23 protein-coding genes are annotated in these 22620 nt (G+C 72.8%); 10 read left to right on the top strand and 13 right to left on the bottom strand.

The genetic code is table 11. From position 1 onward, the window contains the following. Positions 1-4: 4 nt before the first annotated feature. Together sfnG and QSK36_RS10350 are read right to left on the bottom strand one after the other, a co-directional pair. Positions 5-1138: a dimethylsulfone monooxygenase SfnG gene (gene sfnG, locus QSK36_RS10355; RefSeq protein ID WP_285782206.1), complete on the bottom strand. Its 1134-nt coding sequence runs from the start codon at positions 1136-1138 to the stop codon at positions 5-7. Between the two features lie 145 nt (positions 1139-1283). After that, positions 1284-2210, bottom strand: coding sequence for a LysR family transcriptional regulator (locus QSK36_RS10350; protein ID WP_285782205.1), 927 nt, complete (start codon positions 2208-2210; stop codon positions 1284-1286). Positions 2211-2364: 154 nt separating this feature from the next. Here QSK36_RS10350 and QSK36_RS10345 point away from each other — a divergent pair, with 154 nt between their 5' ends. After that, positions 2365-3588 (top strand): acyl-CoA dehydrogenase family protein, encoded by a 1224-nt coding sequence (locus QSK36_RS10345; RefSeq protein WP_285782204.1) that lies wholly within the window; start codon positions 2365-2367, stop codon positions 3586-3588. A gap of 132 nt (positions 3589-3720) precedes the next feature. Here QSK36_RS10345 and QSK36_RS10340 read toward each other — a convergent pair whose 3' ends face one another. The 3 genes from QSK36_RS10340 to QSK36_RS10330 all read right to left on the bottom strand — a co-directional run bounded on the left by QSK36_RS10340 (position 3721) and on the right by QSK36_RS10330 (position 6581). After that, entirely contained in the window at positions 3721-4326 is a 606-nt protein-coding gene (locus QSK36_RS10340) for a DUF2690 domain-containing protein (RefSeq protein WP_285782203.1), read from the bottom strand. A gap of 154 nt (positions 4327-4480) precedes the next feature. Further along, positions 4481-5491, bottom strand: a complete 1011-nt coding sequence (locus QSK36_RS10335) for a hypothetical protein (protein ID WP_285782202.1) — start codon at positions 5489-5491, stop codon at positions 4481-4483. A gap of 151 nt (positions 5492-5642) precedes the next feature. Continuing rightward, positions 5643-6581, bottom strand: a complete 939-nt coding sequence (locus QSK36_RS10330) for an aldo/keto reductase (RefSeq protein WP_139573049.1) — start codon at positions 6579-6581, stop codon at positions 5643-5645. Positions 6582-6616: 35 nt separating this feature from the next. On the opposite strand from QSK36_RS10330, the gene QSK36_RS10325 reads away from it, so the two are divergent. From QSK36_RS10325 to mshC, 6 genes are all read left to right on the top strand, one after another. After that, on the top strand, positions 6617-7435 hold the full coding sequence (locus tag QSK36_RS10325) for an undecaprenyl-diphosphate phosphatase (protein ID WP_183531210.1): 819 nt from the start codon (positions 6617-6619) through the stop codon (positions 7433-7435). Continuing rightward, positions 7432-8133: a histidine phosphatase family protein gene (locus QSK36_RS10320; RefSeq protein WP_183531211.1), complete on the top strand. Its 702-nt coding sequence runs from the start codon at positions 7432-7434 to the stop codon at positions 8131-8133. The genes QSK36_RS10325 and QSK36_RS10320 overlap by 4 nt, the downstream gene beginning before the upstream one ends. A gap of 9 nt (positions 8134-8142) precedes the next feature. Further along, positions 8143-8709 carry a DUF3090 domain-containing protein gene (locus QSK36_RS10315; protein WP_183531212.1) on the top strand — a complete coding sequence of 189 codons (567 nt, stop codon included), beginning with the start codon at positions 8143-8145 and terminating at the stop codon, positions 8707-8709. Between the two features lie 57 nt (positions 8710-8766). Beyond that, positions 8767-9528, top strand: coding sequence for an SCO1664 family protein (locus tag QSK36_RS10310; RefSeq protein ID WP_139573045.1), 762 nt, complete (start codon positions 8767-8769; stop codon positions 9526-9528). A gap of 94 nt (positions 9529-9622) precedes the next feature. Continuing rightward, positions 9623-10387, top strand: a complete 765-nt coding sequence (locus tag QSK36_RS10305) for an NRDE family protein (RefSeq protein ID WP_285782201.1) — start codon at positions 9623-9625, stop codon at positions 10385-10387. A gap of 10 nt (positions 10388-10397) precedes the next feature. Continuing rightward, positions 10398-11609 (top strand): cysteine--1-D-myo-inosityl 2-amino-2-deoxy-alpha-D-glucopyranoside ligase, encoded by a 1212-nt coding sequence (gene mshC / locus QSK36_RS10300; RefSeq protein WP_285782200.1) that lies wholly within the window; start codon positions 10398-10400, stop codon positions 11607-11609. A 129-nt stretch (positions 11610-11738) separates the two neighbouring features. Here mshC and QSK36_RS10295 read toward each other — a convergent pair whose 3' ends face one another. The 3 genes from QSK36_RS10295 to QSK36_RS10285 form a co-directional block, all read right to left on the bottom strand. Continuing rightward, on the bottom strand, positions 11739-12359 hold the full coding sequence (locus tag QSK36_RS10295) for a snapalysin family zinc-dependent metalloprotease (RefSeq protein WP_285782199.1): 621 nt from the start codon (positions 12357-12359) through the stop codon (positions 11739-11741). Between the two features lie 167 nt (positions 12360-12526). Beyond that, entirely contained in the window at positions 12527-12667 is a 141-nt protein-coding gene (locus QSK36_RS10290; protein ID WP_182902015.1) for a hypothetical protein, read from the bottom strand. Between the two features lie 183 nt (positions 12668-12850). After that, positions 12851-13477: a class E sortase gene (locus tag QSK36_RS10285; RefSeq protein ID WP_285782198.1), complete on the bottom strand. Its 627-nt coding sequence runs from the start codon at positions 13475-13477 to the stop codon at positions 12851-12853. 265 nt (positions 13478-13742) lie between these two features. Here QSK36_RS10285 and QSK36_RS10280 point away from each other — a divergent pair, with 265 nt between their 5' ends. The 3 genes from QSK36_RS10280 to QSK36_RS10270 all read left to right on the top strand — a co-directional run bounded on the left by QSK36_RS10280 (position 13743) and on the right by QSK36_RS10270 (position 16906). Further along, a complete protein-coding gene (locus tag QSK36_RS10280; protein WP_285782197.1) occupies positions 13743-14471 on the top strand; it encodes a hypothetical protein in 729 nt (242 codons plus the stop codon). Continuing rightward, on the top strand, positions 14461-16224 hold the full coding sequence (locus QSK36_RS10275) for a DUF4012 domain-containing protein (protein ID WP_285782196.1): 1764 nt from the start codon (positions 14461-14463) through the stop codon (positions 16222-16224). Before QSK36_RS10280 ends, QSK36_RS10275 begins: the two co-directional genes overlap by 11 nt. An 88-nt stretch (positions 16225-16312) precedes the next feature. Further along, on the top strand, positions 16313-16906 hold the full coding sequence (locus tag QSK36_RS10270; RefSeq protein WP_285782195.1) for an arsenate reductase/protein-tyrosine-phosphatase family protein: 594 nt from the start codon (positions 16313-16315) through the stop codon (positions 16904-16906). Between the two features lie 72 nt (positions 16907-16978). Here the strand turns inward: QSK36_RS10270 and QSK36_RS10265 are convergent, their stop codons facing one another. The 5 genes from QSK36_RS10265 to QSK36_RS10245 form a co-directional block, all read right to left on the bottom strand. Next, positions 16979-18379 (bottom strand): tyrosine-protein kinase domain-containing protein, encoded by a 1401-nt coding sequence (locus QSK36_RS10265; protein ID WP_285782194.1) that lies wholly within the window; start codon positions 18377-18379, stop codon positions 16979-16981. A 5-nt stretch (positions 18380-18384) separates the two neighbouring features. After that, positions 18385-19413, bottom strand: a complete 1029-nt coding sequence (locus QSK36_RS10260) for a glycosyltransferase family 4 protein (protein WP_285782193.1) — start codon at positions 19411-19413, stop codon at positions 18385-18387. Then, positions 19410-20408: an NAD-dependent epimerase/dehydratase family protein gene (locus QSK36_RS10255; protein WP_285782192.1), complete on the bottom strand. Its 999-nt coding sequence runs from the start codon at positions 20406-20408 to the stop codon at positions 19410-19412. Before QSK36_RS10255 ends, QSK36_RS10260 begins: the two co-directional genes overlap by 4 nt. Positions 20409-20473: 65 nt before the next feature. Continuing rightward, complete coding sequence (locus QSK36_RS10250; protein WP_285782191.1) at positions 20474-21418, bottom strand: NAD-dependent epimerase/dehydratase family protein; 945 nt, start codon at positions 21416-21418, stop codon at positions 20474-20476. Beyond that, positions 21415-22614: a glycosyltransferase gene (locus QSK36_RS10245; RefSeq protein ID WP_285782190.1), complete on the bottom strand. Its 1200-nt coding sequence runs from the start codon at positions 22612-22614 to the stop codon at positions 21415-21417. Before QSK36_RS10245 ends, QSK36_RS10250 begins: the two co-directional genes overlap by 4 nt. Between the last annotated feature and the right edge of the window lie 6 nt (positions 22615-22620).

The following is a 22620-nucleotide window of genomic DNA, read 5'->3' as shown; positions in this document are numbered from 1 at the left end:
GGGATCAGGCCCGGGCCGGTTCCACCGGGAACGTGCCCCTTGCCGCGAGTTCGCCCTCCAGCTCGCGGATGATGGGCAGCACGTGGCGGCCGAAGTACTCGACCTCCTCGTGGTAGTGCAGGAAGCCGAGCAGGAGCAGGTCGACGCCGCGCTTCTTGTACTCGATCGCCCGGTGCGCGATCTGCTCCGGCGTGCCGATGAGGCGGGTGCGGAAGCCGTCGTTGTACTGCACCAGGTCCTCGAACGAGGAGTCGGCCCACATTCCCCGTCCGTCCTGGGTGGACCGGCCGGCCTCGCGGACCGCGTCGCGGAACCCGTGGACGGCCTCGACGTCGGCCTTGGCCACGATCTCGCGCAGCGTCTCGCGCGCCTCCGCCTCGGTGTCCCTGGCGATGAGGAAGCCGTTCAGGCCGAACCGCACCCGGCGGCCGTGGGCCTGCGCCGCCGCGCCGACCTCCTCGATCTGCTCGGTGACGCCGTCGAAGTCCTTGCCGTTGCTGAAGTACCAGTCGGAGACCCGGCCCGCCATGGCGCGCGCCGCCGTGGAGTTGCCGCCCTGGAAGACCTCGGGGTGCGGGCGGTCGGGCCCGGAGAGCGGCTTGGGCTGCAGGTCGTACCCGTGCAGCCGGTAGAAGTCGCCCTGGAACTGCGCCTTGTCCTCGGTCCAGCTCGTCCGCAGGACGCGGATGAACTCCTCGGCCCGGCGGTAGCGCTCGTCGTGCTCCAGCCACGGCTCGCCCAGGGCGGTGAACTCGCCCTTGAACCAGCCGCTCACGACGTTGACGGCGGCCCGGCCGCCCGAGAGGTGGTCGGCGGTGCTGAGCAGCTTGGCCAGCACCGCCGGGTGCCACAGGCCCGGGTGGACGGCGGCGATCACCTTCAGCCGCTGGGTGGCGAGCAGCAGCGCCAGGCTGAAGCTCGTCGACTCCTGCTGGTACGCGGCGCCGTAGCTGGCCATGTAGCGCACCTGGGACAGCGCGTACTCGAAGCCGTTGTTCTCCGCGAGCACCGCCAGCTTCCGGTTGTAGTCGTAACTCCAATCGGTGCGCTGCTCGATCGTGCTGGTGACGAGCCCGCCGCTGACGTTGGGCACCCAGTAGGCGAACCGCAGCGGCTCGGGACTGACGTTCGCGGACACGGAGGACCCCTTTCAGGCATTTCCTACTCAGTCAATGGGGATAGTACGTCGGCCGTGCCCCGCGGTTCCACATGCGATCGGCGGGGGAGTGATAGGGCCGCCCTGTAACTCCACCGCTGGCACCCCGCACTGTGGCTCCTGCGCTTTATCCCGCGGCGCCCGTCCGGGCGTCGGCGCGGCACTCCCGTGCCCGGTCCAGGAGGAACCGGTGCAGGTCGCGGGCCACCCGGGGGCCGGAGGCGGATCGCTGCGACTGGATCACCAGGAGGACCTCCGCCACGCGCCGTGCCAGCGGCCGGTAGGTGATCGCGCCGCTGCGCAGGAGGGGATCGCCGGCCACGCTGAACTCGGGCAGCACGGTGGCGCCGAGCCCCTCGGCGACCATGAGCTTGCCCATCTCGGCGCCGTCGGTCGAATACGAGAACGACGGCGCGCGCCCGCCGAGCAGGCGGTGCACCAGGCGGTGCATGACATAGCCGGAGCGCATCACGATCAGGGGCTGGCGGAGCAGGTCGGCGACCTCGACCGCGGGCAGCGAGGCCAGCGGGCTGTCGGGCCGTACGCACACGACCGGGCGGCCGCGCAGCAGCTCGGTCGTGGCGAGGTCGGGCGGCAGGTCGTCGCCGCTCAGGTAGTTCACCAGTCCGAGGTCGAAGCTCCCCTCCCGGATGCGCCGGTGGATCTCGGCCTGCTGCGCGCCGACGACCTCGACCTGGGTCGCCGGATGGGCCTCCCGGAACGCCCGTACTGCGGGGATCAGCAGCGGGACGGTGGCCGCGTTGACCGTGCCCAGCCTGACCATGCGGGCCGTGTGGTGCTGCTCGTCGGCCGCGCCGCGCAGGCGGTCCACCGCCTCCAGCACGCCGTTGATGTACGGCAGCAGCTCCCGGCCCTTGTCGCTGATCGTGGCGCCGGACCGGCGCCGCTCCAGCAGGTCGACGCCGAGCTCCCGCTCCAGGTTGCGCACGGTCTCGCTGAGCGCCGGCTGGGACAGGTGCAGGTGGTCGGCGGCCCTGCGCAGCGAGCCGAGGCGGGTCACCGCGCGGATGTACTCGAGCTGCTCGATGCGCATCGTCGTCCACCTCGTCCAAGGGGGGTTCGCCGGTGGTGTTCAAGGGGGACCCTACCGGCCGTTCGGCAATTTTCCTACTTAACAAGTAGAGAATGTTGCCTAACCTGGTGAGCGACAGCAGGCGCGACGCGCCGCACACGAGAGGAGACGACACGTGACCATCGCTCACGCCAGCCGTACGGACTGGACGGACGGCCCGGCGCCGCGCACTCCGGACGAGTGGACCGCGCGTGCCGGCGAGGTGGCCGCCGTCCTCGCGGTGGACGCCGCCGAGCGTGACAGGGCCGCGAAGACCCCGTACGCGGAGATCGGGCTGCTCAAGGACTCCGGCCTGGTCACGCTGCTCGGACCGGCCGGGCACGGCGGCGCGGGGCAGGACTGGCCCACCGCCTACCGCGTCGTCCGCGAGGTGGCCGCGGCCGACGGCTCCATCGGCCAGCTGCTCGGCTACCACTACCTCTGGAACTGGGCGGCGCGCCTGGTGGGCACCCGCGAGCAGTGGGAGCGCGTTGAGGCCGATGCCGCCCGGCACCGCTGGTTCTTCGGCGGGGCCGTCAACCCCCGCGACCGCGACATCGTCGTGCGCGACGAGGGCGACACCCTCGTCTTCGACGGGCGCAAGACCTTCTCCACCGGTAGCAAGGTTTCCGACGTCACCGTCCTCGAGGGCGTGCTGGAGGGCACGGACAAGCACGTCTTCGCCATAGTCCCCTCGGACTCCGAGGGGCTGACCTTCCACGACGACTGGGACAACATCGGCCAGCGGCTGACCGAGAGCGGCAGCGTCACCGTCTCCGGCGTGCGCGCGCCGTGGCGCGACGCCCTCGGCTACGTGGACAAGGAGTTCCAGCCGCGCGTCTACGCCACCCTCAACGTGCCGACCATCCAGCTCGTGTTCGTGAACTTCTACCTCGGCATCGCCAGGGGAGCGCTGGAGACCGCGCTGGCGTACACGAGGGAGCACACCCGCCCGTGGCTGCACGGCGGGCACGAGCGCGCGGTCGACGAGCCGTACGTCATCGACCTCTACGGGGACCTCACCGCCAAGCTCTGGGCGGCCGAGGCGCTGGCCGACGAGGTCGCCCGGGAGGGCCTGTGGTTCCACCTCAACCCGGACGAGGTCACCCCCCGCCTGCGCGGGGAGCACGAGGTGCGGGTGGCCGCGGTCAAGGCGCACGCCACCGACGTGGCCCTGGAGGTCACCTCGCGTGTCTTCGAGGCCACCGGGGCCCGCTCGACCGCGTCCCGCTACGGGCTCGACCGGTTCTGGCGCAACGTGCGCACCCACACCCTGCACGACCCCGTGGCGTACAAGCGCCGCGAGGTGGGCGTCCACCGCCTGCGGGACGAGGTCCCCGAGCCCACCTGGTACTCCTGACGGAGGCCGCGTCCGGCCTCCTCTCGGGCGTGTGACGAGGCCGGACGGCCGCGGGACCGGCCCCCGTTCCCGCGCCCGCCTCCCCCGCACGAGGCGGCGTGAGGGCGCCGCACCGTCGGTTCCGCGGCGGGCTCAGCCCCGGGCCCAGGCGGAGGCGATGGTCGGCCAGGTGCCGCAGCACAGCGCGTACGCCGTCGCCTCCACGTCCTTCGCGTAGAGCTGGTCGGAGTACGCCGTGCCGTCGCGGGTCGCGTACGTCTCGGTGCAGTCGCCGAAGCCCTCGCCCCGGCACACGAGAACGCCCACAGGCGCGGTGCGCCCCTCGTCGAGCGTGATCCGCGACCAGTTGGTCCCGCATCGGGGGGAGTACCGCAACTCGACGGTGGCGCCGGCGGGCCGGGTGGCCCGTCCGCGGCCGTCGTGATACCAGAGCCGCGAACTCGACACGGTGTACGCCCCGTCGTCGCAGCGGCTCCTGATCGGGTCGGTCCCGTCACAGGTCTGCGCGCTCTTCCGGCCCTGGTCGCACAGCGTGTCGGAGACGCGGCGCGGGAGGTCGGCGGTCCCGCCGCGCGGAATGTCGTCGAGCCTCACCGTGCCGGTCCGGCCCGACCCCGATCCCGACCCCGATCCCGGCCCGTCTCCCGTTCCGGCGACCGCGCCGGTCGCCGTCGTCGTCAGCACGACGGCCGCCGCCGCCGGGACGGCCAGCGCCTTGAGGACGATGCTCCATCTCATCCCGAGCTGCTCCTTCCGTGGCCCCGGGCACCTCGCGGTGCCTCCACGGCATGGATAACCCGGTCGGCAGTTGATGCGCGATCATCCGGCGCGGGTTCGCATCAACCCATCAACCGGCAAGAAGCAGCTCAGGCCCGGCCCACGCGTGTCGCCCTCAGGCGAGCCGGTGGCGCCCCGCCTTCCCCGGCAGCCGCAGGCCGCCCTCGAAGGGGATCGACTCGTCCGGCTCCTGCCGCCCGGCGCGCGCCCGCCGGGCCGAGACCACGCGGGTGGCGAGCAGCGCCGAAAGCAGCAGAACCGCGGTGAGGGCCGTCCCCGCCGCGTCGTAGGACCGGTGGCCCCGAGCGCGCGCCCCCGCCGAATCGCCGCGTAGTTCGGGCAGTTCGGGCATCCTCTGCCCGGGCCACAGGAGGGGGATCACGCCGTCCTCGTCGGGGTCCACCTTCGCCGCGCGGCCCGTCTCCGGCGCGTCGTCGAGCGCCGCGACGAGACGCGGCCGGTACGGCTCGGGCGAAAGGGTGCCCTCGGGTGTCATGGACGCCTTGGGCCGTGTCGCCTTCTTGTCGGCCGGCCGCGTCTTTCCGGCGCTCCGCGCGCCCTCGCCGCTCTCACGCTGCCCATGGGACGCGCAGTCCTCGCCGGCGACCAGGGGCAGGCAGGTGTCCTGGACGGCGCGGGTCAGCCCGTCGGTGAGCTTCTCGACGCCGGGGGCGGGGCTGTGCGCGGCTCCGGATCCGTCGCCCGTCAGAGCTCCCGTGGCTCCGCTCACCGCTCCGCTCGCGTCGTCCGCCGCTCCGCTCGCCGCGCCGGCCGCGGTGTCGGCGGCCCCGGTGAGCGTCTGTCCGGCCTTGTCGACCGCCTTGCCGACGTCGTTCACCGCGGTGCCCGTGGCTTCGGTGGTCGTCTTCAGCGTGTCGTCCACGGCCTTCGTGACCGGTTCCGTCACCCCGCCGGTGGCCTTGTCCGCGACGTCGGTGACGCCGTCCGCCAGGCGGCCCACGCCGTCCACCAGGGAGCAGACGCCGCCGGTGATGCCCGAGACCAGGCCGCCGCCGCCCGTGCAGTCGAGCGCCTGTGCCGGGGATGCGGCGAGAGGGAGTCCTCCGGCCAGGGTGATCGCGAGAGCCCCGGCGGAGATCGCGGAGGCCTTGCCTACGATCCCCATGTGTCCCCTTCCGCAGTGCTCTGGTCCATCCCCCGACATACCCGCCACTCTTCGCCGGAGCGCGGGGTTATGCAGTAGAAAGTTGCAGTTCGGTATCGATGTGTGATACGTGAGGACGATTCTCGTTCGCCTCCCACGTCCGGGGCGGCGATCAGGGGTCGGAGACGTCGTCCAGAGCCTCGCGGATCTCCCACGGCAGTGTCAGCTTCTCGGCCTGCAACACGCCGAGGAGCTGCGCGTGGGTGCGCGCGCCGACGATCGCCGACGACACGCCCGGGCGGTCGCGCACCCAGGCGAGCGCCACGGCGAGCGGCGACACGCCGAGCCCCTCGGCCGCCGTGGTCACCGACTCCACGATGCTGCGGCACCGTTCGTCCAGGTATGGCCGGACGAACTCGGCGAAGTGCGGGGTGGCGGCGCGGGAGTCCGCGGGAATGCCGGTGCGGTACTTGCCGGTCAGCACGCCGCGTCCCAGCGGCGACCAGGCGAGGACACCGGCGCCCACGTGCCCCGCGGCCGGCAGCAGTTCCTCCTCGGCGTCCCTGGCCAGCAGGGAGTACTCCACCTGCGCAGCGACGATCGGGGCCCGCGAGTCGCCGCACCGCTGCCACGTGGCGGCGGCGGCGAGCTGCCAGCCCGTGTAGTTGCACACGCCCGCGTAGGCCGTACGCCCGGTGGAGACGGCGAAGTCGACGGCGGCGAGCGTCTCCTCCAGAGGCACCCGGGGGTCGAACGCGTGGAGCTGCCACAGGTCGACCTCCTCCAGCCCGAGCCGGGCCAGGGAGGCGTCGAGCGCGCGGATGAGGTGACGGCGGGAGGCGTCGTGCTCGCCGCCGGGGGTGAGCACGGCCTTGGTGGCGATGACCAGCTCCGAGCGCGGCACCACGTCGCGGATGAGCCGGCCGATCAGGCGCTCGGCGTCGCCGCCGCCGTACACATCGGCGGTGTCGATCAGCGTGCCGCCGGCCTCGGCGAAGGCGGTGAGCTGCGCCGTCGCCTCCTCGGCGGAGGTGTCGCGGGCCCAGGTCATGGTGCCGAGCCCGATCCTGGACACCGACAGACCGCTGCGCCCGACTAGTCGCTGGTCCATGGTGCGGACAGACTAGCCGATAGGCTGTCCGCACCATGGACGTACTACAGGCGATCGTGCTCGGGCTCGTGCAGGGTCTCACCGAGTTCCTGCCCATCTCCAGCTCGGCCCACCTGCTGATCGTGCCCAAGCTGGCCGGATGGGGCGACCCCGGCGCCGCGTTCACCGCGGTGATCCAGCTCGGCACCATGCTCGCGGTGCTCATCTACTTCTGGCGGGACATCGTCCGGATCACCTGGACCTGGCTGCGCAGCCTGTGGACGCCGGAGCTGCGCGGCGACCTCGACGCGCGCATGGGGTGGTACATCGGCCTGGGCACGATCCCGATCAGCGTCGCCGGCCTGCTGTTCAAGGACGCGATCGAGGGCCCGGCCCGCAACCTGTGGCTGAACGCGGCCATGCTCATCGTCTTCGGCCTGCTGCTGCTCGTGGCCGACCAGATGGGGCGCAAGAAGAAGGAGGTCGCCGACCTCAACATGCGCGACGGCCTCATCATCGGCGCCTGGCAGATGCTGCCGCTGATCCCCGGCGCCTCCCGCTCGGGCTCCACGATGACCGGCGCGTTGTTCCTCGGATACACGCGCGAGGCGGCCGCCCGCTACTCCTTCCTGCTGTCGATCCCGGCGGTGATCCTCTCGGGGCTGTTCGAGCTGCGGCACGTCGGCGACGGCGGCGGCCCGCCGGTCGCGCCGACCCTGATCGCGACCGTCGTGTCGTTCGTCGTCGGCTATGCCTCGATCGCCTGGCTGCTGCGTTACGTGGCGCGCCACTCGACCGTCGTCTTCGTCGTCTACCGCGTCTTCGCCGGAACGTTCCTCCTCACGCTGCTGGCCCTCGGGGTGGTGCAGTCATGACGACCGTCCTCCTCGTACGGCACGGCCTCACCGCGATGACCGGCCCCGTGCTGGCCGGCTGGACCCCCGGGGTCCACCTCGACGAGCGCGGCCGGGAGCAGGCGCGCGCGGTGGCAGAGCGGCTCGCGCCCCTGGAACTGGACGCCATCGTGTCCAGCCCGCTGGAGCGGTGCCGGGAGACCGCCGCCGCCATCGCGCAGGGCCGCCCCGTCTCCGTGCAGACCGACGACAGGTTCGGCGAGTGCGGATACGGCGACTGGACGGGCAGGCCGCTGAAGGAGCTTGCGGAGGAGCCGCTGTGGCGGGTGGTGCAGGCCCATCCCAGCGCGGCGGTGTTCCCCGGCGGGGAGGCGCTGGCGGAGGTGCAGAACCGGGCCGTGCGGGCCGTACGCGACTGGAACGAGCGGCTCGGCGAGAAGGCCACCTATCTGGTGTGCAGCCACGGGGACGTGATCAAGGCGATCGTGGCCGACGCGCTGGGCCTGCACCTGGACCAGTTCCAGCGGATCACGGCCGACCCCGCGTCCGTCACGGTGATCCGCTACACCCCCCTGCGCCCCTTCCTGCTCAGGGCGAACGACGTGGGCGGGGGAGTGGCCAACCTGTTGCCCCCGCCGGAGGTGTCGGAGGACCGAGACGGGGGAGAAACCATCACCGGAAGCGATGCCGCCGTCGGCGGTGGACCCGGGACCACATAGGGTCGGGCTATGCCGGTCTTCGATTACGATCCGCCTGACAGGTTCGTGGCCGGTGCCGTGGGGCAACCGGGCGCGCGAGCCTTCTTCCTGCAGGCCCGAGGCCAGGGCAGGATCACCACGGTGGCGCTCGAGAAGTTCCAGGTCGCAGTGCTCGCCGACCGCCTCGACGAATTGCTCGACGAGGTGCTGCGGCGCAGCGGCGGGCGCGCGCCGGTCCCGGCCATGGCCCCCGCGGAGCTGGCCGACGAGGGCCCGCTCGACCTGCCGATCGACGAGGACTTCCGGGTGGGCACGATGGCGCTCGCCTGGGATCCCGAGGCCGCACAGGTGATCATCGAGGCACAGGAGGCCACCGAGGACGAAGAGGAGGACGAGCCGCCGCTGGACGACCGGCCCGAGCCCGCCGTCCTCAGGGTGCGGATCAGCGCCGCCGCCGCCCGCGCGTTCAGCCGCCGGGCGCTGGAGGTGGTCGCCGCGGGCCGTCCGCCGTGCCCGCTGTGCGGCCGGCCCCTCGACTCCGAGGGCCACATATGCGTCCGCCTCAACGGTCACCACCCCGGAGGGTTGTCGGCATGAGAGGCGCGGCGTGAACGGGTGGAGGAGCGGCCTGGTGCCGCGCGGGCGAGGAACCGGATGACGGCCGAGGGCGAGGCGAGCATCAGCGACGTGGACGGGCCGGGGCTGGACGACGCGGCGGCCATGCGCCTGCTGCGGGAGGGCACCTTAGAAGTGGCCGGACGACTCGTCGAGGCCACGAACATGACGCTCTACTGCTCCATCAGGAACGGCGAGCACGCGGCGGCGTGCGTGTACAAACCGGTGCGCGGGGAGCGCCCCCTGTGGGACTTCCCCGACGGTACGCTCGCGGCCCGGGAGGTGGCCGCCTACGAGGTGGCGGCCGTCACCGGATGGCGCATCGTGCCGCCGACCGTCTACCGGGACGGCCCCTTCGGCCCGGGGATGGTGCAGCTGTGGATCGACGCCGATCCCGAGACCGACCTGATGGCCCTGATGCGCAGCCGCAACCCCGCCCTGCGCCGCATGGCCGTGTTCGACGCCGTGGTGAACAACGCCGACCGCAAGGGCGGCCACCTGCTGCCGCTGCCCGACGGGCACGTGTACGGGGTCGACCACGGGGTCTGCTTCGCGGTGGAGGACAAGCTGCGCACCGTGCTGTGGCAGTGGCGCGGCAAGACGCTCCCGCGCGAGGCGGTCAACGTGCTGGTGCGGCTGGAGCGCGAGATCGAGCGGGGGCGCCTCGGCCGGCGCCTGCGCGAGCTGCTGACCCAGGCCGAGGTGGAGGCCACGTGGGAGCGGGTCAAGAGGCTGCTGGCCACCGGGGTCCACCCGCATCCCTCCGAGGACTGGCCGGCGATCCCATGGCCCCCGATTTGATCGCCGCAGACAGGCTTGCGCAAAACGTGCGAATTGTGCACTCTGCAGGGGTCTCTACCGATATAGGAGGGAACACGCATTGTGTACGGTCGTCGTGAGCGTCGAGCCGGAGGCCGGCGCGCCGGTGCTCCTGGCGGGAGTGCGTGACGAGTTCGTCACGCGGCCGTGGATGTCGCCGGACCGGCACTGGCCCGCGTACCCCGGCCTGGTCGGAGGCCGCGACCTGGAGGCGGGCGGCACCTGGCTGGCCGCCGACCCCGCCGCGCGGCGCGTGGCCGCGCTGCTCAACGGCGATGGCGTCGCGGCCCCGGCCGGCAGGCGCCACTCGCGCGGCGAGCTGCCGCTCCTCGCCGCCGCCGCGGGAGAGCTCCCTCCGGTCGACCTGTCCTGGTATGACCCTTTTCATCTCGTCCTCGGCGGGCTCGACGGCGTACGGCTGTGGAGCTGGGACGGCGAGACCCTGGCCGAGGAGAAGCTGCCCCAGGGCGTGCACGTCATCGTGAACTCGGGCTGGGACCGCGGCGAGAGCCGGCCGCGCACCGCCTGGTTCCGGCCCCGCTTCTCCCGGGCGGCGCGGCCCGCGTGGACCACGGGCGGCTCGTCCGAGCGGTTCTGGGGGGAGTGGCTCGATCCCGCGTCGGGCGCCGGGGTGCCCTGGGACGATCCCCGTGCGCTGGTCATGCGGCAGCGGCTGCCGGACGGGCGGGTGTTCGCCAGCCTCTCGATCACGCTGGTCGCCCTCGCGGAGGAGGGGCTGCGCTACGACTTCTGCCCTCAGCCGGACGACCCCGCCACCTGGCACGAGATCGACACCTCGTGGAGCACACCGGCTGAACCGGTCCGCCGGCCGCGCGGATAGGCTTCACACCATGCGATCGTGGTCTGCTCCGAATGTCCCCAGATTGCCTGGTCCGGGCCTTCCGCTCCGTCTATACGACACCGCTGCCCGTGAGGTGCGGGAGACGGCCCCCTCCGGCGAGGCCCGGCTCTACGTCTGCGGCATCACGCCGTACGACGCCACCCATCTCGGGCACGCCAACACCTACCTCGCCTTCGACCTGGTCAACCGGGTGTGGCGGGACGCCGGCCACGACGTGCACTACACCCAGAACGCCACCGACGTGGACGACCCACTGCTCGAGCGGGCCGAGGCGACCGGGACCGACTGGCGCTCCCTCGGCGAGCGCGAGATCGAGCTGTTCCGTTCCGACATGGAGGGGCTGCGCATCCTGCCGCCCCGCGAGTACGTCGGGGTCACCGAGACCGTCGGGGAGATCGCCGAACTGATCGCCCGGCTGGCCGAGCGGGGCGCCACGTACGAGATCGACGGGGACGTCTACTTCTCGGTCGCGTCCGCGCCCAAGTTCGGCGCGGTCTCCGGCTACTCCGAGGAGACCATGCTGGAGCTGTTCGGCGAGCGCGGGGGCGACCCCGGCAGGGAGGGCAAGCGCCATCCGCTCGACTGGCTGCTGTGGCGGGCGGAACGGCCGGGAGAGCCGTCCTGGGAGTCGCCGTTCGGCCGCGGCAGGCCCGGCTGGCACATCGAGTGCACGGCCATCGCCCTGCGCAACCTGGGCAGCGGCTTCGACGTCGCCGGCGGCGGCTCGGACCTGATCTTCCCCCACCACGAGATGGGCGCGTGCGAGGGCCACGTGGCCACCGGCGAGTGGCCGTTCGCGCGGGCGTACGTCCACGCGGGCATGGTCGGCCTGGACGGCGAGAAGATGTCGAAGTCCAGGGGCAACCTCGTGTTCGTCTCCAGGTTGCGGCAGACCGCCGATCCCATCGCCATACGGCTGGCCCTGCTGGCGCACCACTACCGCGCGGACTGGGAGTGGACACCGGACCAGCTCACCGCGGCCGAGGACAGGCTGGCGCGGTGGCGGGCGGCGGTGGCCCGCCAGGCGGGCCCCGCGGGCGCCCCGGTGCTGGCGGCGGTGCGCGAGCGCCTCGCCGACGATCTCGATGCGCCGGGCGCGCTCGCGGCGATCGACGCCTGGGCGGCGGAGGAGGGCGACGACGCCTCCTCTCCGGCGCTGGTGCGCGACGTCGCCGACGCGCTCCTCGGTGTCGCCCTCTGACCGCGCTTCCCTGAACGGCACCCTCTGAACCGAACCCTCGAACGGCGCCCCTCAGAACCGAACCTCGGAACCGAACCTCTGAACCGCACCTCTGAACCGAACCCTCGGACGGCGCTCCCCTGGAGCCCGTTACGGCGCGGGGACCAGGTCGCCGGCGGCGTCCGCGCGGTCGACGAAGAGTCGGCCGGCGCGTTCGCCGGCGGCGAGGGCGGAGCCGGCGAAGTTCGCGTCGACCTCGCTGCGCTCGGCCGCGCTGGGGTTGGCGTTGGTGCAGCTCACCGGGGCGCTGTGACCGGACATCAGGTCGGTGCAGCGGCCGGTGCGCCGGTCGGGCAGGCCGAGGATGTGGCCGATCTCATGAGTGGCGATGCGCAGCGGGTAGTAACCCTGCGCGGTCGCGTCCCTGCCCATCCAGATGGTGCCCCGGCCGAGCCTGGTGACGCTCGTGCGGGGCCAGCCGTTGTCGGCGAGCACCGCGAAGTCGGCGGGCGTGCCCGCCACGAGCCGGACGTTGCTGACGCTCGCGTTCCAGACCTGTGCGGCCTGGTCCATCACCGTGCGGAACTCGGCGGCCCGGCTCGCGTCGTACCGCAGCACGCGCACGGCGCTCGCCGCCGATTCGCCGGCCGGCGCGGCCGCCCGGGCAGGCGACACCGTGAACAGCACGGCCAGTCCCAGGAGCAGGGCCGAGACGGTCCGAAGGAACCGTGACATGTGCATCGGGGACATTCGCATCGGGGACATGTGCATCGGAGTCTCCTCGGTCGGGGGATGACCACCACGAGGCACGCCGGTGATCGGTGGAGTCTCGGGTGAGGCACCCGCAAACGTACGTCCGGCGGGCCCGGCAGGGGACAGGCCACTTTTCCCCTACTTCCGAGTTATGGGGGCACAGGGGACAGCAGCAGACGGCTTCGCTATCCGAGCGGCACCCGCGGCGCCAGCCAGGGGAACACGACGTACCACAGCGCGGCCACGGCGACGCCGGTCAGCAGCAGCACGACGGACAGCCGGAGCGCGGTGCCGCCGGGCAGCCGCCGCCAGAGGAACCTGTACACGCCGGATCTCCCTCGGTCAGTCCTAGTTCGTGTCTGACGAATCAAGCCCTGCTGCGCGTCGCCCAGGCGGCGCCTCGCTGCGTTCTCGTCGTCGCCCATAGCTCCGCTATGGGCTCCTCCTCGGCCTTGCGATGCATCCACCTGGATCCACGCTCGCGACGGGCAGCATTTGTCAGACACTCCCTAGCGTTCCTCGCGGCGGACGAGCACGCTCTGGACGACCAGGCGCTGCGCCGCGGAGAACTTGGGGTGGCAGGTGGTCATGGTCATGAACGCGGTCGTGGGCCGCTGCCCGGGGTGGCCGGGGACGGGATCGACGACGTCGACCTCACCGGGGTCCACGACCTCCTTGCGCGTCACCCGGTAGGTGTAGCGGGCGTCCCGCGCGTCCACCACGATGTCGTCGCCGGGCCGCAGCTGGTCGATCCGGTTGAACGGCGCGGCGTAGGTGGTGCGGTGGCCGGAGAGCACGAAGTTGCCCACCTGGCCGGGCAGCGCCGTGCCGGGGAAGTGGCCGGGGCCCTTGCGCAGCTCCGCCGGGCCGACGCCCTCGACGACGGCGAACCGGTAATGAGCGCCCAGCCGCGGGATGCGCAGCAGCGCCAGGGCGTCGCCGAGCCGCACCGGGCCCAGGCCCGGGCCCGCCTGCCCGTCGTGCCTGCCGAAGACCTCGCCGAGCCGTCGCTGCAGGACGCGCTGCTCCCGCTCGGTCTCCGCGCCGGTGCCCCACAGCAGGTACGCGTAGAACAGCAGCAGGACCAGCCCCGCGGGCAGGCACAGCTCGCCGATGGCCCGCGTGACCGTTCTCACGGCTCCGTCGTCTGCTCCGCGCACGGACCGAGTATGGCCTTCGGTCATCCGCCGGCGGCGGTCTCGCAGGAGGTGTTGGCGAACTCTTTGGCACGCCTATTCGGCTGTGGTCAACGAAGCGAAAACCTGGCCGATCCTTCGGTAAGCACCGTGCGCCGTGATGGAGCGGCTCTTCGCCGGGCGCATATAACAGTCGAGCAGCGAGATTTCGCTGGCAATCCGGGCAAATGCTCAAATAATTGAGCGGCCGTTATCGGGAGTCCAAGTGGCGCGAACTAAAATACCTATTTTCCTGGCGGCGGCGGTCGCCGGCGGCCTGGCCCTCGGGATACCGGGGGCCGCGGCGGCGCAGTCCGTCGGCTTCACCGTGCTGCCGTCGGACGACGGCGTCTATCCGCCGAGGCCCATCACGGTGGAGAACGTCGTGGATCCGGGTGTGCGGCCGGTCATCCAGAACAACGAGCAGGCGGAGCCGCAGACCGTCTGCGAGGGCAACAACTGCAATAACAACAACAACGGCTGGATCTGGCCGCAGCAGAACTGGCAAGGCTGGAACTGGCCGCAGACGTACACGAACAACGACACCACCAACGCAAACGCGCAGCCCGTGGTCGCACCCGTCGGCGCGGGCGGCAACGGCGGGATCATGCCGGTGCAGAACGCGGCGCAGAGCGCCCAGGGAGCGCCGGAGGCGGCCGCCGAGGAGTCGGAGCCCACCGAGGAGGAGTCGGAGGAGGCCCCTGAGGAGGAGACCTCCGAAGAGGAGGCCCCTGAGGAGGAGAGCTCCGAGGAGGCGCCGGCCGGCATGGGCCCCGAGGAGACCATGGGCGGGGGCGGTCCCGCACCGGTCGCGGCCGGTCCGGCGGGCGGCGGTCAGCTGCCGTTCACCGGCGCGCCGGTGGGCGTGGCCGCGGCGGGCGCCGGCCTGCTGGCCGTCGCTCTGGGCTGCACTCTCGTCTCCGCGCGACGCCGCCGGTCGAGCGGTGCCGAGTAAGAGGAACCGTCGGCTGGTCGTTGTCGGCCTGCCGTCGCTGGCCCTCGGCCTCGTGCTGGCCGGGGGCTGGGCGGCCCACCTCGGGCTGAGTGTGCGCGATCATCTGGAGGCCACGCGGACCGCCCTGCTCCGGCTGCGGCCGGGCGCCATCGGGCCGGCCCGCTCCGTCGCCGCGACGCTCGCCGAGGCACGCGCCCACGCGGCGGAGGCGCGGCGGCTGACCGGCGGTCTCTACTGGGCACTGCTCACCCACCTCCCGGTGGTGGGCGACGGCGCGGCGACGACCCGGGGGCTTGCCGCGTCCGTCGCGGACATCACCGACGTGCTGTCCCGGGTGGAGCGCACGGCCGCGCCGTTGCTGTCCCCCGGCGCACGGGTGCCGGGAGACCTGCGGCGCGCGCTGGCCGCCCTCGACGCGATGGCGCCGGTGCTGCGCGACGGCGCCCTCCGAGTAGAAGCCGCGCGGTCACGCGTGGCGGGCACCCCGGCGTCGACGGGACTGGCCGCCCTGGACGGGGCGCGCGACACCGTGCTCCGTGAGGCGGGACGGCTGCACGGCATGCTGAGCCAGGGGGCCCAGGCCGCCGCGCTCCTGCCGCCCATGCTGGGCCGCGACGGTCCCCGCCGCTACTTCCTCGCGTTCGAGACCAACGCCGAGGCCCGCGGGACCGGAGGCCTCGTCGGCGCGTTCGGCGTGCTGAAGGCCGACGGCGGCAGGGTGTCCGTCGCCCGGCTGTCCGCCAACACCGGTATGGCGGCCAGCACCGAGCCGGTCGCCGATCTCGGCTCCGCGTTCGCCTCCCGATACGGGCGGGGCGCGACCACGACGCTGTCGGTGTCCAACCTGTCCCCGCACTTCCCCTACGCCGCGGCCACCTGGACGGGGCTGTGGCGCCGTCAGACCGGCCAGGAGCTCGACGGGGCCATCGCGACCGACCCGGTCGGCCTCTCCTACATCCTGGGCGCGATCGGGCCGGTGAAGCTCCCCGGCGGTGAGACGGTGACGGCCGGCAACGTCGTCGACCTGACCGAGCGGGAGGCCTACGCCCGCTATCCGGACCCCGCGGAGCGCAAGAAGTACCTCATCAGGATCGCCGGCGCGGTCAGCGAGGCGCTGACCGACCGGCTGGGGAAGCCCACGCGGTTGCTGCCCGCCTTCGCGCGCATGGTGAGCGAGCGCCGGCTCACCGTCTGGAGCCGGGCCGAGGACGAGCAGCGCCGTCTCGCGGCGACCCCGATCGGCGGGGTGCTGCCCGAGCGGCGCGAGCCGTACGCCGGGCTCGTGGTCAACAACTCGGCCGGCACCAAGCTCGACTACTACCTGGACCGCTCGCTCACCTACGAGCTCGGCCCGTGCCGCCCGGACGGGCTGCGCACCTCGCGGGTGCGGGTCCGGCTGACCAACGACGTGCCGCGCGGGCCGCTGCCCGCCTACGTCACCGGCCGGCTCGACGACCCGCGGCGTCCCCACGCCGCCGGCTCCAACATGCTGTGGGTGTCGCTGTACGCCGGGATCGGGGCGAAGGCGACGGCCGTCCGGCTCGACGGCCGGCCGATCTCGTACTACTCGGAGACCGAGCGGTCGCATCCCGTCTACTCCAAGGTGCTGGAGTTCGCGCCCGGCCAGACGAGGACGCTGGAGTTCGACCTGCTCGAACCGTACTCGGCGGCGGCCCCCGTGGTCCCGGTGCAGCCGCTCGTCCGCCCGCAGCGGACGCTGGTGACGGCCGACGGCAGGGGCTGCGGCGCCTGAGGAGCCCGCACGAGGGAATCGACAGGAACCGTAAAAGCCCGGCGTGCCGCGAGCGGCGGCGCGCCGGGCTCGGCCTAGCGTCCCGCCCATGGAGCGTACGCATACGCCGGAGGGCTCGGGGACCTTCCGCATCCTGTTCGTGTGCACGGGGAACATCTGCAGATCGGCCATGGCCGAGCGGCTCGCCCTGGCCGCGCTCGGTCCGGGGTCGCCGATCCTCGTGGGCAGCGCGGGCACCCACGCCCGGCCGGGACTCCCGATGGCCGAGCGGGCGAGCGGGGTGCTGCTGCGGCTCGGCGGCGATCCCGAGAACTTCGCCTCACGGCCTCTCACGGCCGAGGAGGTGTCCCGCGCCGATCTCGTGCTGGCGGCCTCGTCCGAGCACCGCGCCGAGGCGGTGGCCCTGCATCCCGTCGCGGCCACGCGCGCGTTCACCATCGTCGAGTTCGGCGCGCTGGCCCGCGCCGTCCCCGCCGGGCGAGTGCTGGGCCACGCGGATCCCGCGCGCCGGGCGCGGGCCCTGCTGGAGGAGACAGGAGCGCTGCGCGGGCTGGTCCGGGTGGAGCGGCCCGACATCGCCGACCCCTACGGAGGCCCGCGCAGGGCCTACCGGGAGGCGGCCCGCCGCATCACGGACGCGCTCGCCGTCCCGATCCGCCTGCTGACGCACGCGCCGGCCTGACGCCGCCGGTCGCCGCACACGAACGCGTGGGGCCGCGTCACACGACGCGGCCCCACGCACGTGGTTCGTCCGCTACACCGGCATGGGCGCCTGGGGCTGCGGCGTCTCCGACGCGGTCTCCTGGCCCCCCGAGTCGTACCCGTATCCGTACCCGTAGCCGTAGTAGGAGCCGTGCTTGGCGGGCACGAAGTTCAGCACGGTGCCGACGAGGCGGGCGTTGATCGACGACAGCAGCTCACCGGCCCGCAGCACCTGCTCGCGCCGGGTCTTGCCGTGCCGCACGACGAGCAGCGCACCGTCGCAGATCGCCCCGAGGGCGGCGGCGTCGGTGACGGGCAGCAGCGGCGGCGCGTCGATGATCACCATGTCGTACTCCTCGGTGAGCTGGGCCAGCACCGAGCGCATGCCCCGCGAGCCGAGCAGCTCGCTGGGGTTCGGCGGGATCCGGCCGCTGGGCAGCACGGAAAGGCCCGGCTGCCCCCACGTCTGGATCACGTCGCGCAGCCGCGCCCGCTCGATGAGCACGTCGGTGAGCCCGGTGCCGCCCTCGATGCCGAGGTAGCGGGGGACGCTGGGACGCCGCAGGTCGGCGTCGACCAGGACCACCCGCCAGCCCGCCTGGGCCATGGTGATCGCGAGGTTGACGGACGTGGACGACTTGCCCTCGCCCGGCAGGCAACTGGTCACGACGAGCGACTTGGGCTGCCTGTCCACGCCGATGAACTGGAGGTTCGTCCGCAACGACCGGAACGCCTCCGCCCGCGACGACCGGCCCTGGTCGCGCAGGATCAGCGGATGCCGCTTGGCGTCCCGTTCGTAGCCGATGACCCCGAGGATCGAACTCCTGGCGACCTGCTGCAGCGTCTCGGCGGTCTTGACGGTGGTGTCGAGGCGGTCGCGCAGGACAAGGCCGGCGACGGCCGCGAACAGCGCGATGAGCGCGCCGAGCGCCATGTTGGTCAAGGGCTGCGGGGCGACCGGCTCCTTGGGGACCTCGGCCTCGTCGACAACCGTGACCCGGATCGTGGGCGGGCTCTTCGGTGTGGGCCGCTCGATCTTGTCGATCAGCTGGGCGAACGCGGCACCCAGCGCGTTCGCCCGTGCGGCCGCCCGGGCCGGAACGCTGTCGGCGACCGTGGCCCGCAGCAGCGTGGTGTCGGGGACGGCACCGGCCGTGATCCTGGCCTGCAGATCGTCGACGTCCTCCCCGCGTGCGATCCGGCCGATCACCTGGCGGCTGGTCAGCAAGGTGGCGTACGACTGGACCCGCTGCTGGGACAGCGCCCCCGCCTGGAGCGCGGTCGAAAGGCCGCCCTCCCTGGTGTCGGCGGACACCAGCATCGTGATCGACGCGAGGTACCTGGGCGGGGTGTTGACGGTCACGACGTGGGCGGTCCCCACTCCCGCAAGCACGGACAGCAGCAGGAGCGGCGAGTATCTGCGCATCAGCCGCGCGTAATAGAGCAGTTCCATGAGTGTCAGCCCCTTACAGGGATAGAGGTCTGAGGACGGGCCGGCGGGTAGACCGGCACGCGCTGCGGCAGCACGACGGCGACGCAGGCGGCGGCGACGCCGCCGATCGCCGCGCCGACCGGCGCGATCCAGCCCAGCGTCATCGCCAGGTCGACCAGGCCGGCGGCGGCCGCGAGCACGGCGAGCGCGAGGGCCGTGAGCCGCTTGCCGAGACCGAGCCGGTGCAGTCGATGTGAGAGGTGGTCGCTGCCGCCCTGCAGCAGCGACCGGCCCGCCCTGCGCCTCGACAGCAGCACGATCCCGGTGTCGACCGTCGCGACGAAGGTCGGCAGGAGCAGGCCGGCGACCGCCGTTCCGGTCCCGGTGCCGGTGATCACCAGTGCCGCCGAGGACGCCAGCACGAACCCGATGAACAGCGAACCGGCGTCCCCCATGAAGATCCGCGCAGGCGCCCAGTTGTACAACAGGAACCCCAGGGCGGCGGCGGACAGGGCGGCCAGGAGCAGGCCGATCTCCGGACGCCCGGACACGAAGGCGGCGGCGGCCAGGAGCGCGGTGCTGACCACGGTGACCGCGCCCAGCGCGCCGTCCATGTTGTCGAGCAGGTTGAACGAGTTGGTCACCACGACGATCCACAGCAGGGTGATCGGCACGTCCGGCCAGGTCCCGGTCACCGGCGCGACGACCCCGCTCGTCACGGCCACCCCGGCCGCCAGCGCCTGTACGGCCAGCCGGGTCGGCGGGGGGAGCGGCGCGACGTCGTCGATCAGCCCGAGCAGGGCCATGGCCACGGCGCCGACGAGGATGCCGGCGATCCGCTGGCCGGCCGCGCCGGCGAGCGCCACCGGGGGGACCACGGTGCCCAGCATGATGGCGATGCCGCCCAGATAGGGCGTCGGCCGCCGGTGCGACTTGTGCCCACCGGGCCTGTCGGTGAGTCCCCAGCGCAGCGCGAGACGCCGCACCACGGGGGTCGCCGTCGCGCAGCCGGCGAAGGCGCTGATCGCGGTGACCAGGGCGGTGGTGCCGTTCACCGGCCCGGGGCCGCGAGTTCGGCGCGGGCGTCGGCGATGGTCTCCAGCAGGATGTCGTCCAGCGACAGGGCCGGTGTCCACCCGGTGAGAGCGCGCAGCCTGCCGGTGTGGGGAACCCGGCGCGTCATGTCCTCGAAGCCCTTGCCGTACGCCTCGGCGTACGGAACGAGATCGACGCCGGACGTGCTCCCGGTGAGCTCGACGATCAGCTTGGCCAGCTCCAGGATGCTCACCTCGTCGCTGGAGCCGACGTTGAACGTCCCGCCGACCGCGCGGTCGTCGTCAAGCAGCAGGAGAAGGGCCCGCACGACGTCGCGTACGTGCGCGAAGCAACGGGTCTGCGTGCCGTCGCCGTGCACGGTGAGCGGCACGCCCGTCAGCGCCTGCCGGACGAGCCGGGGGATGACCATGCCGTACGCCGGGCTCTGCCGCGGCCCCACCGTGTTGAACAGCCGGACGACGACCGTCGGCAGGCCGCGCTCACCGTGGTAGGCGTTGGCCAGGATCTCCTCCACCGCCTTGGCCGTGCTGTAGGCCCAGCGGACGACGTCCGGGCTGCCCAGGATCCGGTCGGACCACTCGGGGAGCGGGCCGGCCGAGTTCTTCCCGTAGATCTCGCTCGTGCTGGTCACCAGGATCTTCCGCCGGTAGCGGTGCGCCGCCTCGATGACGATCTCCGAGCCGCGGATGTTGGTGGTGAGCGAGCGCAACGGTTGCTCGACGATCAGCTTCACCCCCACGGCGGCGGCAAGGTGGACCACCACGTCGCACTCGTGCACGAGCTCGTCCACCACGAGTTCGTCCAGGACCGAGCCCCGGACCACGCGCAGCCGCGGGTCACCCGCGTGGTGCGCGAGGTTGGCGGGGCGGCCGGTCGACATGTTGTCCAGGACGACGACCGAGTCGCCGCGAGCGAGCAGGGCATCGGTCAGGTGGGATCCGACGAAGCCGCTCCCGCCCGTGATCAGATAGGTGTTCCCGCTTGACGTGGTCAAGGCCTTCTCCCAGCAAGTGGAGGTTGACAGGATCGCAATAGGACTTCGTGCGCAAAGGTGGTATGTCAGGCACCCCGGGCGCCGGACGTCTTCTCGAACCAGGTCACGGTGAGGCGCAGGCCCTCCTCCAGCGGCACCGGCCGGACGCCGGGGAACCGGTCGAGTAGCAGGCGGGCCGACGCCTGCGACTCGCGGATGTCGCCCGCGCGGGGCGGCAGGAACTCCGCCTCGACCGGCCGGCCGAGTACGGCGGCCAGGGCGTCCTTGAGGTGGAGCAGGGACACGCGGGTGCCGAAGGCCAGGTTCACCGGCGTGTCGCCGGTGACCCGGCGGACGGCGGCGTCGGTGATGACGTCCACCACCGAGCCCACGTAGGTGAAGTCCCGCGCCTGCCGCCCGTCGCCGTGGATCGGGACCGGCCGGCCCGCCAGCGCGGCGCTGACGAACGCCGGGATCACCGCGGCGTAGGCGTGCCCGGCCGGCTGGAGCGGGCCGTACACGTTGAAGAAGCGGAACGGCAGCACCGGCAGGCCGTAGCTGGCGGCGTACGCCAGCGCGTACGCCTCGGTGGCGAGCTTGCTCGCGCCGTACGGGCTCAACGGCCGGGTCGGCAGGTCCTCGTGCTTGCACGCCTCGTCGCTGTCGCCGTACACCGAGGAGGACGACGCCAGGATCACGTGCGGGCGGGTGGCCCGGCACGCCTCCAGGACGTGCAGCGTCCCCGTCGCGTTGACGGCGTGCGAGGCGAGCGGGTCCTTCACCGACCGGGGCACCGAGGGCCGCGCGGCGAGGTGGATCACGTGCGTCGCGCCGGGCACGAGCTCGGCCAGCAGGTCCCGGTCGAGGATGCTGCCGGTCACGAGGTCGGCCCCGACGTCGGCGAGGTTGGCCGCGTCCCCGCTGCTCAGGTCGTCCAGCACGGTGACGCTCTCGACCTCGGGTTGGGTGGTCAGCGCCCGGCAGAGGTTGGCGCCGATGAACCCGGCGCCTCCGGTCACGAGGACTCTCACGCGATGCTCCTTGGGAACGACGGGCTGGACGCGGCGTACAGCGACCGGTAGAGCGCCTCGGTGTCGGCCACCAGGCGCTCGACCGCGAAGGACTCCGTCGTCCAGCGGCGGGCGGACTCGCCCATGCGGCAGGCGAGCACCGGGTCGGTCAGCAGCCGGAAGACGTGCTCGGCCAGTTCGCCCGCGTCCGGGGCCGCCAGCAGGCCGGTGACCCCGTGCCGGACGACCTCCTCGACGCTGCCCACGCGGGTGGCGACGACGGGAGTGCCCGCCATGCCGGCCTCGATCAACGTCAGCGGCGTGCCCTCGTTGTCGGAGGTGAGCAGGACGACGTCGGCCGCCGCGTAGACGGCCTCGACGTCCGCCCGCCACCCCAGCAGGTGGAAGGCGCCCGGTGTGGCGGCGGCGGCCCGCTCCACCTCGTCCGTGAGCTCGCCGCCGCCGCAGACGACGAACCGGCAGGCGGGCAGGCGGGAGAGCACGGCCCGCGCCACCGCGAGGAACCGGTCGGGCCGCTTCACCCCGGTGAGCCGGCCGACGAAGGCGACGACCGGCGCGTCCGGGGGAAGGCCCAGCTCCGCGCGGGCGGCCTCCCGGCCGGGCACCCGGCCCAGCCGTACGCCCGGCGGGATCACGACGTACTGCCCGGGACGGCCGATCCCGGCCGCGAGCAGGTCGTCGCGCACGTTGGCGCCCACCGTCACCAGCCGGTCGGTCATGGCGGCCAGTCGCCGCTCCGCCCATACGTAGAGGCGGCGCTTGGCCGGCGAGAAGTAGCCGTCCAGCAGGTGGCCGTGGAAGACGTGCACCCGAGCAGAACCGACCCGGGCGAGGCGTGCGGCCACCCGGCCGAGCGCGCCCGCCTTGGCCGTACGGGTGTGCACGATGTGCGGCCGGAAGGCGCGCATCTCGGCGGCCAGTCGCAGCAGCGCGCGGCAGTCGTCGCCCGGCCGGATCGAGCGGCCGAGGCCGGGGACGCGGTGCACCCGCGCCGCCGTCTCCCTGAGCCGGTCGCCCTCGGCCTCCTCGACCTGCCCGGTGTAGAGGCGGTGGTCGAACTCCTCGGTGTTCAGCCGTTCGTACAACCCCAGGATCTGGGTCGCCGGGCCGCCGATGTTCATGCGCGCGATGATTTCCATGACCCGAATTCGGCCGTCCGGTCTCACCACGGGCTCCTCGGTGATGAGCCTGTTCACGACGGA

This window comes from Microbispora sp. NBRC 16548 (assembly GCF_030268985.1).
GTDB classification, from domain to species: domain Bacteria; phylum Actinomycetota; class Actinomycetes; order Streptosporangiales; family Streptosporangiaceae; genus Microbispora; species Microbispora catharanthi.
This window is presented reverse-complemented; position numbering and strand designations above follow the sequence as displayed.